The organism is Streptomyces telluris, from assembly GCF_024519335.1.
GTDB lineage: Bacteria > Actinomycetota > Actinomycetes > Streptomycetales > Streptomycetaceae > Streptomyces > Streptomyces telluris.
Map to the genome: position 1 here is coordinate 1 of NZ_JANIID010000069.1, position 12,845 is coordinate 12,845.

Annotated in this window: 9 protein-coding genes; 2 read left to right on the forward strand and 7 right to left on the reverse strand. The window is 73.1% G+C overall.

Features of this window, described 5'->3' with window-relative positions:
- The 3 genes from NQU55_RS35860 to manB form a co-directional block, all read right to left on the reverse strand.
- Window positions 1-1,357: hypothetical protein (locus NQU55_RS35860; RefSeq protein WP_256791852.1), on the reverse strand; the 1,357-nt coding region annotated here is incomplete at its 3' end.
- Window positions 1,332-2,141, reverse strand: coding sequence for a polyprenol monophosphomannose synthase (locus tag NQU55_RS35865; RefSeq protein ID WP_168095876.1), 810 nt, complete (start codon window positions 2,139-2,141; stop codon window positions 1,332-1,334). The genes NQU55_RS35860 and NQU55_RS35865, both read right to left, overlap by 26 nt.
- Window positions 2,142-2,244: 103 nt before the next feature.
- Window positions 2,245-3,324: a mannose-1-phosphate guanylyltransferase gene (gene manB, locus NQU55_RS35870; protein ID WP_256791853.1), complete on the reverse strand. Its 1,080-nt coding sequence runs from the start codon at window positions 3,322-3,324 to the stop codon at window positions 2,245-2,247.
- A gap of 129 nt (window positions 3,325-3,453) precedes the next feature.
- Here manB and NQU55_RS35875 point away from each other — a divergent pair, with 129 nt between their 5' ends.
- The gene (locus NQU55_RS35875) at window positions 3,454-3,978 is read left to right on the forward strand and encodes a GtrA family protein (RefSeq protein ID WP_240976807.1); all 525 of its coding nucleotides are present in this window, start codon (window positions 3,454-3,456) and stop codon (window positions 3,976-3,978) included.
- Here NQU55_RS35875 and NQU55_RS35880 read toward each other — a convergent pair.
- The 4 genes from NQU55_RS35880 to NQU55_RS35895 form a co-directional block, all read right to left on the reverse strand.
- Complete coding sequence (locus NQU55_RS35880; protein WP_168095220.1) at window positions 3,906-5,123, reverse strand: hypothetical protein; 1,218 nt, start codon at window positions 5,121-5,123, stop codon at window positions 3,906-3,908. The genes NQU55_RS35875 and NQU55_RS35880 overlap by 73 nt on opposite strands.
- 145 nt (window positions 5,124-5,268) lie before the next feature.
- Complete coding sequence (locus tag NQU55_RS35885; protein ID WP_256791854.1) at window positions 5,269-10,260, reverse strand: NAD-glutamate dehydrogenase; 4,992 nt, start codon at window positions 10,258-10,260, stop codon at window positions 5,269-5,271.
- Window positions 10,261-10,586: 326 nt separating this feature from the next.
- Window positions 10,587-11,255, reverse strand: coding sequence for an HAD family hydrolase (locus tag NQU55_RS35890; protein WP_168096514.1), 669 nt, complete (start codon window positions 11,253-11,255; stop codon window positions 10,587-10,589).
- 168 nt (window positions 11,256-11,423) lie between these two features.
- Entirely contained in the window at window positions 11,424-11,927 is a 504-nt protein-coding gene (locus NQU55_RS35895; protein ID WP_168096513.1) for a DUF6912 family protein, read from the reverse strand.
- Between the two features lie 302 nt (window positions 11,928-12,229).
- Here NQU55_RS35895 and NQU55_RS35900 point away from each other — a divergent pair, with 302 nt between their 5' ends.
- A complete protein-coding gene (locus NQU55_RS35900) occupies window positions 12,230-12,709 on the forward strand; it encodes an Rv3235 family protein (protein ID WP_206330153.1) in 480 nt (159 codons plus the stop codon).
- Window positions 12,710-12,845 lie beyond the last annotated feature (136 nt).

A 12,845-nucleotide genomic window follows, 5' to 3' on the forward strand; every position in this document is an offset into this window, starting at 1 on the left:
TCGCGGCGCGGCGGCGCGCCGCGTCGGGGAGGAAGACGTCGGGATAGGCGGGGGCGACGGTGTACGGCCCGTAGGCGGGCAGCATCCGCAGCGCGTAGTAGTTGTCGGTCATCACCGTCTGCCGCGCGGGCACCTCCCGCGCGGCCCAGGTGAACCGCGGCCAGAGGGCGACGGTGTGGAGGTGGCGCAGGACGGGCGGAAGGGCCTGGGGGCGCAGGACGTAGGTGAGCACCCCCGCTTGCGTCCACGCGCCCGCCAGCAGAGCGACGGCCGTCAACGGGACGAGCACCGCCCGTGCGCGGCGGCCGCCGGTGGCCGCTTCCAGGGCGAGGGCGAGCTGTGCGGGGACGAGGACGGCGGGCAGGATCCTGCCCCACGCCTGATGGCCGCTCAGGCCGCCGGCCGCGAAGACGGCGAGCCCCAGCAGGAAGAAGATCACCAGCGGGTCGCGGCGGTCGCGCCGGGCCCGCAGCACGAGCGCGGCCGCGCCGAGGCCTGTCAGGCAGAACTTCGTCGCGAGGTGGTCGTAGAGCGGGCGGTGGATGTCGTCCAGGCCGCCCGTCCCGAGCAGGGAGAAGAACGCGTAGTACGGCCAGCAGGCGAGCACCGCCGCGGCCAGGGCGCACGCGGCGGCCACCCGCATCCGCACCGTCCGCCCGGGCCACGGCCGCGCGCCGAGCAGCACCGCGACGGCCCCGAGCACCGCGACGGCGCCCGTGAACTGATGGGTGAGCAGGATCCCGGCGAGCAGCAGCCCGAGCCCCAGGAAGGCCGCCGTCCCCCATCCGGCGGCCAGGGCGCGCCGCAGCAGCGCCCACAGATGGAAGGCCATGCCGAAGGCGAACGTGCTCGGATAGGCGAGAGTGAGCGAAATCGAGGTGAGCCCGAGCACGCCGCTCCACGCGAAAAGCCTCACTCCGTACAGCAGGAGCAGGCACAGCACCGCCAGCGGCACCGCCGTCCTGCTGCGCGTGAACGTCCGTACGAAGGCGTGGACGCCCGTGCCGAGGAGGACGAGTCCGGCGAGCGCTCCCAGGCGCAGCACGGTGAAGGTGCCCCAGCCGGTGACCGATCCGGTCAGGGAGAGCAGCACGGTCCACGGCGAGTAGTAGGGGCTCGGGGTCGGGGCGTCGACCAGGGGGTTGCCGGGGTGGAGGAGGTCGGCGCGCAGCCGTTCGAGGACGGCGGCGTGCATGCCGAGGTCACCGGACCACGGCAGCCGTACGGTCATCAGCAGCAGCAGGACGGCCAGCAGCAGGACGGCGGCGGCAGCGGGCCGGCGGGCCGCCGCCGTGCGGGCCGGGCGGGCGGCCCCGGGCGGGGCCGCCCGCTCAGCGGGGACGGTGGCCGGAAGCACGGGCCGACCTCGTGCGCAGCCGCCATGGCATGACCACCGATTCGAGCTGGACGGCCAGGTTCATCTTCGACTCGCCGGCGGTGCGGTCCTCGAAGTGGATGGGCACCTCCATGACCGTGTACCCGGCCTTGAGCGCGCGGTACTTCATCTCCACCTGGAAGCTGTAGCCGGCACTGTCGACGGTCTCCAGGTCGATGGCGTCCAGGGCGGCGGCGGACCAGAGGTTGAAGCCTCCGGTGATGTCCCGCACGCGGGTGCCCAGGATCGTGCTGGCGTAGGCGTTGGCCCAGCGGGAGAGGGCCTTCCTGTGGGCGCCCCATGCGTCGGAGAGGGAGCCGCCGGGCACGTAGCGGCTGCCGACGACGACGTCCGCGCCGGTGGCGAGGGCGACGCCGAGCAGTTCGGGGACCTTCTCCGCGGGGTGGCTGCCGTCGGCGTCCATCTGCAGGACGTAGGAGGCGCCTTCGCCGACGGCCCGGGCCATGCCGGCCGCGTAGGCGCGGCCGAGCCCGTCCTTGGTGGTGCGGTGCAGGACGCCCATCCGGGTCCGGCCGGGTTCGTTGTACTTCTCGGCCAGCTGTTCGGCGATGGCGCCGGTGCCGTCGGGGCTGTTGTCGTCGACGACCAGCAGCCGCAGGCCCTCCAGCGGCAGGGCCATGAGCGCCTCCGCCATGGTGGCCAGGTTCGCCGCCTCGTTGTACGTGGGCATGACGACGGTCGTCGCGGTGCCGCCCCACTCGGCGGGCAGCGGGGGCGCCGCGGCGGGGGTGTGTGGTGCGCTCATGGGCTCGGTCCTCGGGGTTCGTCGGCAGGGAGACTGCGGGGGACGGAGGGCGTCGGAGACGTAGGGGAACGGGGAGCCGGAGGGCGCCGGGGCCGGACCGGCGTCAGGCGGCGGAGAAGCGGATGGCCGCGTCGGGGATGACCGTGGCGCACCAGACGCGGGCGCCGTCGCACAATTCGTTGTCGGCGCCGACCTCGGCGCGGTCGCCGATCACCACGCCGTCGAGGGCGGTGCGCGGGCCGACCCGGGCGTCCCGGCCGATCATGCTGGCGCGGATCCGGGCGCCCGCAGCGATGTGCGCGCCGTCCAGCACGACGGACCCCTCGACGTCCGCGCCGGCCTCGACGTACGCTCCGGCGCCGACGACGGTCCCGCCGGACAGGCGGGCCCCTTCCTCGACGCGGGCGCCGGGCAGCACCAGGTGTTCGCCCGGTTCGCCGGGGACGGCGGGCGAGCGGACGACCCCGCGGACGAGGTCGGCCGACGCCTGGACGAAGGAGGCGGGGCGGCCGAGGTCCAGCCAGTAGGAGGCGTCGACCACGCCGTGCAGCAGCGCGCCGGAGGCCAGCAGGCCGGGGAAGGTCTCGCGCTCGACGGAGACCGGGCGGCCGGCGGGGATGGTGTCGATGACGTCGCGGCGGAAGACGTAGGCGCCGGCGTTGATCTGGTCGGTGACGATCTCCTCGGGGCGCCCGGGCTTCTCCGTGAAGGCCAGGACGCGCCCGTCGGCGTCGGTGGGGACGAGCCCGAAGGCCCTGGGATCGGCCACCCTGGTCAGGTGCAGGGTGACATCCGCCTGGGCCTGCTCGTGGCGGCGCAGCAGGCCCCGGATGTCCAGTCCGGTGAGGATGTCGCCGTTGAAGACGAGGACGGGGCCGCGCGGGCCGGTGGCGAGGGCCTCCGCCGCGCTGCGAATGGCGCCGCCGGTGCCGAGCGGCTCCTTCTCGGTGACGTACGTCAGGCGCAGGCCGTGGGCGGATCCGTCGCCGAAGTAGGGCTCGAAGACCTCGGCGAGGTAGGAGGTGGCGAGGACGACGTGGCCGGCGCCGGCGGCCCGGGCGCGGGCCAGCTGGTGGGCGATGAAGGGCACTCCGGCGGCCGGGACCATCGGCTTCGGCGTGTTGAGGGTGAGCGGCCGGAGCCGGGTCCCCTTGCCGCCGACGAGCAGTACCGCCTCTGTCATGCCACTGTCCTCGCCGTCATCTTCGCACTGTGTCAGTTTTTGCGGCAATTTACACTACAATCAGTTCTCTGCGGCAAATGTCTGCTTTGCGTGGCGGCCATACCGGGACGACCGTAATGGGAGAGGCCCTTGCGACCCTTGCGACCAGCGGCGACGTCGGGGCTCGCGGCCCTCGGCCGGGAATTCGCCAAGTTCGGCGTCGTCGGCGGCATCGGCATCGTCGTCAACCTCGCGGTCTTCAACCTCTGCCGTACGGTCACCGGCCTCCCGGTCGTGCGCTGCAGCGTGGTCGCGACCCTGGTCGCCATCGCCTTCAACTACCTGGGCCTGCGCCACTTCGCCTACCGCGACCGCGACCGGAGCCGGCGCAGCCGCCAGGTCGCCCTCTTCGCCGCCTTCAGCGCCATCGGGCTGGTCATCGAGAACGGGGTGCTCTACGCCGCCACGTACAGCTTCGGCTGGGACACCCCGTTCCAGAACAACCTCTTCAAGTTCCTGGGCATCGGTGCCGCCACGCTCTTCCGCTTCTGGTCCTACCGCGCCTGGGTGTTCAGGGCCCTGGCGCCCGGCGACCCCGCCTCTCACGGCGACCCCTCGAACAGCACCAGCAACCCCGCCGCGTACCACCCCGAGACCACCGCACCCCCACCGTAGAGACACACCCGCACCCCAAGCGGAGCACGGGCGAGCGGCCTGGCCGCCAACAGCAGCAGAACCGGCAGGAACGGCAGCATGAAGCGCGGCTTGGACAACGGCGAACCCGGCGTTCCCACCATCAGCACCCACGCCCCGGCGACCGCCACGACCAGCTGCCACGGCACCTTCCGGTCCCGCGCCAGCGCCAGCACCCCGATCGCCCCCAGCACCACCACCGCGATCACCGCGGCCGACCGCAGGTCGCCTATCCGGCCCGCGTGCCGGTAGAGCAGCATCCCCTTCAGCACCTGCACGGTGCCCGCGCCGAAGTCGAAGGACTGCCCCCACGCGCGCTCCGCCTCGAACCAGCCGTCCACCCGGCCCACCTTGCTCCCCAGGTACAGCCAGCTCCCCAGCAGCCCCAGGGGCGCCGTCAGCAGCGCGACCCAGGCCTGCCAGCCGCCCCGGCGCTGCACCAGCTCCCACCCGGCGGCCAGCACGACCGTGCCGACCAGCACCGTGGCGCTCGGCCGCACCGTCCCCGCCACGACGCACAACGCGGCCGCCGTCAGCCAGCGCCGCGCCAGTATGGCCACCAGCGCCCAGATCAGGGCCGCGCTGAACACGCCCTCCGAGTACGGAACCCACAGCGCGAACGCGTACGGCGAGCAGGCCCACAGCGCCACGCACGCGTACCCGGCGCCCGGCCGGCCGCCGACGGCGCGCACCAGCCGGAACACCCCCGCGGCGGCCACCGCGGCGCCCGTCCACGACACCACCACCCCCGACCACGCCAGGGACAGCCCCGTCACCAGCCGCACCGACCGGATCAGCCCGGGCACCAGCGGGAAGAACGCCAGCCTGCTGAACTTCGGCTCCCCGTCCGGACCGTAGGGGATCGCCCCCGGATAGCCGCGCTTGGCGATGTGCAGGTAATTGCCGCTGTCCCACCGGTGCAGCAACACCTCCGGCCCCCGCCCCAGATGACGGCTCACCAGCAGGAGCACCGCGAAGCCGACGGCCGACACCACCAGGTAGAGGGCCACCGCGCGGGCCGTACCGTGGCGCGGGAGCGCGGGCGGCGGAGGCGGGGCGGCGGGGCGCGCGCCGACGGGCAGGGCATCGGAGGAGGGCCCGGACGTCAACCGGGAAACGGCCTTCATCCGTCCCTCTTAGCACGGCAAAAGGACGGCCCCGGGGGTTTTGTCCCCAGGGCCGTCCTTTGTTCACTCCGGCGTCAGCCGTGCGTCAATTCGACGCGGCGCACGGCCCGGGCGGGCTGCCCGGGCGCGCGCTCCGGCAGGCGGCTCAGGTGTGCGTCCGCAGCAGCGTGCGCATCGTCCGCATGGCCACCGACAGGTTGGCCAGGTCGAACGCGTCCGAGCCGTGGATCTCGTCGAGCGTGGTGCGCGCCCGGCTGAGGATCGCCGCGTTCTTCTCCTCCCAGGCCTGGAAGCGCTGCTCCGGCGTCGAGGAGCCGTTGCCCACCGAGAGGATGTCGGCCGTCAGCGCGGCGTGGGCCGCGTACAGGTCCTCGCGGATGGAGGCGCGGGCCATGGACTGCCAGCGGTCCGCGCGCGGCAGCTCGATGATCCGGTCCATCAGCTGGGTGATGTGCAGCCGGTCCCCGAGGTCGTAGTAGACCTCGGCCACGTCCAGCGGCTCCTTGCCGGCGCGGTCGGCGACCGCGACGACGTCCAGGGCCGGGAAGACGGAGGAGAAGCCCGCCACGCGCACGGCCAGCTCGTCCGGCACCCCGGCGTCCACCAGCTCGTCGCGGATGGACTGCCACCACTCCATGTCGGCGCCCTTGAGCAGCTTGGGCAGCTCGGCCCAGACCTTGGCGACGCCGTCGTGGAAGAACTCGATCGTCCCGGCCAGCTCCAGCGGCTGCGGCCGGTTGTTGAGCAGCCAGCGGGTGCCGCGCTCGACCAGGCGCCGCGAGTGCAGCCGGATGCGGGTCTGCACGTCGGCGGCGACCACGTTGTCCAGGCCCTCGACGGCGTCCCACACGGAGCCCAGCTCGAAGATGGCGCGGGCCGCGGCCTGCGCCCGGACGATCTCCTCCAGCGAGGCCCCGGTCTCCTCCCGCAGGCGGTGCAGGAAGGTCGAGCCGCCGCTGTTGACGGTGTCGTTGACCAGGACGGTGGTGATGATCTCCCGGCGCAGGGCGTGGGCGTCGACCTGCTCGGCGAAGCCGGTGCGCAGCGCCTGCGGGAAGTAGGCGTGCAGCAGCCGCTCCAGGTACGGGTCGTCCGGCAGCCCGGTGCCGAGCAGCTCCTCGGCCGTGGTGATCTTGATGTAGGCGAGGAGGACGGCCAGCTCCGGCTGGGTCAGCCCGCGGCCCGCGGAGAGCCGCTCGCGGATCAGCCGGTCGTTGGGCAGGAACTCCAGGGCCCGGTCCAGGTGGCCGTCCCGGCCGAGGCGGCGCATGATCCGCTGGTGGGCGTGGAGCAGGCTGGGGGCCTGTTCCACGGCGTTGGCCAGGGCCACGTTCTGCGCGTAGTTGTTGCGCAGGACCAGCTCGCCGACCTCGTCGGTCATCTCGGCCAGGAGCTTGTTGCGCTGCTTGACGGTCATGTCGCCGTCGATCACCAGCGCGTTGAGCAGGATCTTGATGTTCACCTCGTGGTCGGAGGTGTCCACGCCGGCGCTGTTGTCGATGGCGTCGGTGTTGATCCGGCCGCCGTTGGAGGCGAACTCGATCCGGCCGAGCTGGGTCAGGCCCAGGTTGCCGCCCTCGCCGACGACCTTGACCCGCAGGTCCTGACCGTCGACGCGGATGGCGTCGTTGGCCTTGTCGCCGACGTCCGCGTGGGACTCGGACGAGGCCTTGACGTACGTGCCGATGCCGCCGTTCCACAGCAGGTCGACCTGGGCGCGCAGGATGGCCTTCATCAGCTCGGCGGGGGTCATCTTGGTGATGCCCTGCTCGATGCCGAGGGCCTGCCGCACGTGGGCGTTGACCGGGATCGACTTGGCGGTGCGCGGGTGGATGCCGCCACCCTGGGAGAGCAGCTCGGTGTTGTAGTCGGCCCAGGACGAGCGGGGCAGCTCGAACAGGCGGCGCCGCTCGGCGTAGGAGACGGCCGCGTCCGGGGTCGGGTCGATGAAGATGTGGCGGTGGTCGAAGGCGGCCACCAGGCGGATGTGCTCGGAGAGCAGCATGCCGTTGCCGAAGACGTCACCGGACATGTCGCCGACGCCGACGACCGTGAAGTCCTGCGTCTGGGTGTTGTGGCCCAGCTCGCGGAAGTGGCGCTTGACCGACTCCCAGGCGCCGCGGGCGGTGATGCCCATGCCCTTGTGGTCGTAGCCGGCCGAGCCGCCGGAGGCGAAGGCGTCGCCGAGCCAGAAGCCGTAGGACTGGGCGACCTCGTTGGCGATGTCGGAGAACGTCGCGGTGCCCTTGTCGGCGGCGACGACGAGGTAGGTGTCGTCCTCGTCGTGGCGGACGACGTCCTTCGGGGGCACGACCTCGCCGCCGACCATGTTGTCGGTGATGTCGAGGAGGCCGGAGATGAACGTCTTGTACGAGGCGATGCCCTCGGCCAGCCACGCGTCGCGGTCCACGGACGGGTCGGGCAGGCGCTTGCCGACGAAGCCGCCCTTGGCGCCCACCGGCACGATGACGGTGTTCTTCACCATCTGGGCCTTGACCAGGCCGAGGATCTCGGTGCGGAAGTCCTCGCGCCGGTCGGACCAGCGCAGACCGCCGCGCGCGACCTTGCCGAAGCGCAGGTGCACGCCCTCCACCCGCGGCGAGTACACCCAGATCTCGAACGCCGGGCGGGGCGCCGGCAGCTCGGGGATGGCCTGCGGGTCGAGCTTGAGGGACAGGTACGGGCGCGGCGTGCCGTCGGCGTTGCGCTGGAAGTGGTTGGTGCGCAGCGTGGCCTTGATGACCGTGAGGAAGGCCCGCAGGATGCGGTCCTCGTCCAGGCTGGCGACCTGGTCCAGGGCGCCGTCCAGCTCCTCCAGCAGGCCGTCGATGAGCTCGTTGCCGGCGCGCTGGAGCGCGGGCGACATCCGGGCCTCGAAGAGGTTGACCAGCAGGCGGGTGGTGTGGACGTTGTTGCTGAGGGTGTCCTCCATGTACGCCTGGCTGAACGGCCAGGCGGCCTGCCGGAGGTACTTGGCGTAGGCGCGCAGCACCATGGCCTGACGCCAGTCCAGCCCGGCGCGCAGGACCAGGTTGTTGAAGTTGTCGTTCTCCGCGGCACCGGTCCACACGGCCGCGAAGGCCTCCTGGAAGCGGATGCGGGCGTCGTCGCCCTCGATCCGCTCGGGCATCCGCAGACCGAAGTCGTAGATCCAGGCGGTGGTGCGGTCCGAGCAGCGCAGCTCGTACGGGCGCTCGTCGACGACCTCGACGCCGAGGCGGTGGAGCACCGGCAGCACGGCGGACAGCGAGACCGGCTCGCCCGTGCGGTAGATCTTGAAGCGGCGCTCGCCGGGGGCCGCGCCGACCGGCTCGTACAGGCTGAGCTCGAAGTCGCGGTCGCCGCCGGCGACGGTGAGCTTCTCCAGGTGACCGAGGTCGGAGACGGCGCTGCGGGGGCTGTGGTCGGCCTTGTAGCCCTCGGGGAAGGCCTGGCCGTAGCGGCGCAGCAGCTCGGCGGCGCGCTCCTCGCCGACCTCGGCGGTCAGCGTCTCGGCGAAGCCGTCCGCCCAGGAGCGGGCGGCCTCGACCAGGCGGGCCTCGATGCGGTCGGCGTCGGCGTCGGTGAGCTCGCGCAGGGTCGCGCCCGGCTCGACGCGGACGACGAAGTGCAGCCGGGAGAGGACCGACTCGGTGTTCCAGGCGGTGAAGTCGACGCTGGAGCCGCCGAGCTCCTCCTTGAGGATGTCGATCAGGCGCAGCCGCACACCGGTGGTGTAGCGGTCGCGCGGGAGGTAGACCAGCGCCGAGTAGTAGCGCCCGTACTCCTCCTGGCGCAGGTACAGCCGCAGCCGGCGGCGCTCCTGGAGGTAGAGGACGCTGGTGGCGATGGAGCGCAGCTGCTCGGCGGCGATCTGGAAGAGCTCGTCGCGCGGGTAGGTCTCCAGGATCTGGAGGAGGTCGCGGCCGTCGTGGCTGTCGGGCGTGAAGCCGGCGTCGGCGAGGACCTGCTGGACCTTGCGGCGGACGACGGGCACGCGGCGCACGGACTCGGTGTACGCGGCGGAGGAGAACAGGCCGAGGAAGCGGCGCTCGCCGGTCACGTTGCCGTCGGCGTCGAACTTCTTCACCCCGACGTAGTCGAGGTAGGAGGGGCGGTGGACCGTGGCGCGGCTGTTGGCCTTGGTGAGGACGAGCAGCTTGTGCTCGCGGGCCTTGGCGCGGGCGTCGGCGGGCAGCCGGTTGAACGAGGGGGACGCCGGGCGGGGCAGGTGCGAGTGCGGGCCGCCCGCGCGCTGCTGCTCGTCGTGGTGGGGGTCGGAGCGCAGGATGCCGAGGCCGGTGCCGGGGACGGCGCTGAGCACGTCCTCCTCGCCGCCGTCGGTGGCGACCTTCGTCAGCTCGTACTCGCGGTAGCCGAGGAAGGTGAAGTGGTCCGCGGCCAGCCAGCGCAGCAGCTCGCCGGCCTCGGTGGTGTCCGACGGGGCGACGTCGCCGGGGAGGGGCTCCCCGGGGAGGTCGTCGGCGATGCGCAGGGCGGCGTCGCGCATCTTGGACCAGTCCTCGACGGCCTCGCGGACGTCGGACAGGACGCGCAGCAGGTCGGCGGTGATCTGCTTGAGGTCGCCGCGGTCGGTCTCGCGGTCGATCTCGACGTGGATCCAGGACTCGGTGAGCGCGTCGTGCGGCAGGACGGCGTCCTTGCCGCTGCCGTGGGCTTCGCAGTTGGAGCCGAGGACCTCGAGCAGGCGGCCGGTGACGTCACGGCGCACGATGACCTGCGGGTGGATCACGACGTGGATGCCGCGGCCCTGGCGGGAGAGCTCGTTGGTGACCGAGTCGACCAGGAAGGGCATGTCGTCGGTGACGACCTCTACGACGGAGTGGCTGCAGGTCCAGCCGTTCTCCTCGACGGTCGGGGTGTGCACCCGGACGTTGGCCGTGCCCTGCGGGCGGTTCTCGGCGAGGCGGTAGTGCGAGACCGCGGCGCCGTAGACGTCGACCGGGTCGCGGCCCGTGAGGTCCTCCGGCGCCGTGTGCAGGTAGTAGCGCTGGAGGTACGCGGTCAGGGTCTCCCGGTCGAGTCCCGCCTCGCCCTTCGGCCCGGTCGGTTGTGGCCCCCCGGCAGGGCTGTTCTCAGCGACGCGGGCCGCCCTCTCGAGCAGCTCTGCCTTGGCTTCGTCCAGCTTGGTCTGCATGTCCTCTGGCTCCTGTCGCGCGCCGTTGCGTGACATAGGTGGTGAAGGCATCACGCCGCGACGCGGGGTCTCCGGTCGTCTTCGACGGTATGCCGGAATGAGGGATGACCGGAGCGGTCCGGGCCGATTCGGCCACATGCGCTCCGCTCGGGCGACCAGCGGCCTCCCGGGTGCCGTGGCACTCCGGGCGCAGGACAGGGGCGCCGTCGCCCCCGCTGGATATCGCGCTGATCACCCCGTAAGGCTATCGCTCTTCCCCCGGGAGGCGTCACGAGCGGTTTGTGTACAAAACCCGGGGCCCATCTTTGACGATATGGACAGCGCGTTCAGCGGGTCAGCCGTTCCGCCTCCGCGACGGCCTCCACCAGCGTGTCCACGACGGGCACCCCGGCCCCGGTGAGCCCGGCCCGGTCGTGCGAGCCGCCCGTGTACAGCACCGCGTGCGCACCCACGTGGGCCGCCGCCACCGCGTCGTCGAGGGCGTCGCCGATGACGACCGTGCGCGCCGCGGGTATGCCCTCGGCCGCCAGGCCGGCGACGTGGCGGGCCATGTGCTCGGCCTTGCTGCCGCCGGAGGGGCCCGTCCGCCCGTCCACCCGGACGAACCTCCGCTCGATGCCGAACGTGCGCACGAGCGGCATCAGGTCCTCGTGCCCGTACATCGACATGATCGACTGGGTGCCGCCGGTCTCCTGCCAGTGCTCCAGCAGCTTCTCGGCGCCCTCGGCGAGGCCGCAGCGCAGGTGGTGGTCGTGGTAGTGCCGCTGGAAGGCGCCGTCCATGTGCTCCCACTCGGCGGCGGTGGGGAGGCGGCCCATCAGCCGCTCGTAGAAGCGCGGGATGGGGACGCAGTACAGCGCGCGGTAGCGCTCCAGCGTGATCGGCTCCAGGCCGATCTCCGCGAAGGCGGCGTTCGTCGCCGTTATCACCGCGTCGACGTCGTGAAAGAGCGTGCCGTTCCAGTCCCAGACGATGTGGGCCGCGTGCTTCCCCATGCGGAAACTGTACGGGGCGGCTGTGACAACGCCGCCCCGGGACCGGGGCGGCTCTTGACCGGAGCCGGCCCGGGACCGGGGCGGCCCGGGACCGGGGCGGCCCTTGACCGGGGCGGCCCGGGACCGGGGCGGCCCTTGACCGGAGCCGGCCCGGGACCGGAGCCGGCCCTAGATCAGGTTGGGGATCTCCTGCACGCCGAACCACATCAGCTCGTGGTCCTCGGCCCCGTCGACCGTGAACTGCGCGTCGTCGTCACCGCGGTCGGCGGCGCCCAGCGCCGCGGCGGCCGCCGCGACGTCCTCCTCCGCGTCGCCGGAGTCGACGTGCACGGCCGCGGCCTTCGCCAGCGGCACCGCCTCCGAGAGCCGCACCTCGCCGTACGCGGACTGGTCCAGCCCGCGCTCGGGGTCGGTGGCCACCGCGCCCTCGGGCACGTCGACCGCGACGACCACGCGGCGGCGGGGCGCCTCCGGGTCGGCGGCGAGCAGACGCAGGGAGCCCTGGGCGGCACGCCCCAGGGCCGCGTACTCCAGCTCCTCGACGTCGTCGGAGCGGTACCACTCGCGCAGGGCCGGGGTGATGGCGAAGGCGTCCAGCGGAGCCGGGCCCAGCACCCCCGCCTTGTGCGCCTCGGCGAGACCGGGGAGGGTCAAGGGGACGTAGACGCGCATGACCGCCGCTTTCCTTCGATCCTGGGGACGTTTCGGTTGTGAGGTCAGCATACGGGCGCGCGTCCCCCTTCGAAGTGCAGGTGAGCCGCTTGCGGGCGGCTCCGCGGCACCCCGTGTCGCGCCGCGGAGCAGCCGGCCGCCCCGCACCGCCCCCGGGTCCCCCGAATAGGTGAAAAACCCGCGGGCGGCGCGGGCCCCGGCTCCGTCCTTGCCGCCCTCCGTCACCGCCGATAGAAGATCACCCGACGGAAGCTACCGCCCGGTAATCCCACCGGGCCCGGCACCGCGAGGGGGCGGCCAGCATGAGGACCGGCATCAACAGGACCACCGGCGGCAGGACCACCGGCAGGACGACCGGCCGCACCAGCAGGCCCGCCGCCCGGACCGCACCCGCGCGGCGCACCGACTCCCGCCGCCCGGCCCCGGACCCCGCCGCGCGCCGCCGCGAACGCGAGCGCCTGCCGCGCTACTGGTTCGCCGAGCGCCTCCTGCTCACCCTCAGCGGCCAGCGCCCCGTCCACTGGATGCTCGGCCACACCCTGGGCGCCGCGTACGACCAGCTGGCCGCCCTGGCGCCCCACGCGCCGCTGCTGCCCGCCCCGCCGGGCCGCAGCCCCGCCGTCCGGCACTGCGACGAGTTCCGGCCCTCCCCGGGCGTCATCGAGGCCTTCGCCCGGATCACCTCCGGGGACCGGCTGCTCGCGCTCGCCTTCCGCCTGGAGCGCTGCGCCGACCAGCGCTGGCGGTGCTCGGCCGTGGAGCTCGGCGGCACCCGCCGCTGACACGCGTGAGGCGGGGGGGGGGACCCCCGGGGTCCCCCCCCCCCCCCCCCCCACAGCCCCCACTCCTGCCACACCCCCCCCGCCACATCCGCCGGGATCCGCTCCACCGGCCATGTGATCGAGCACCCCCAGATCT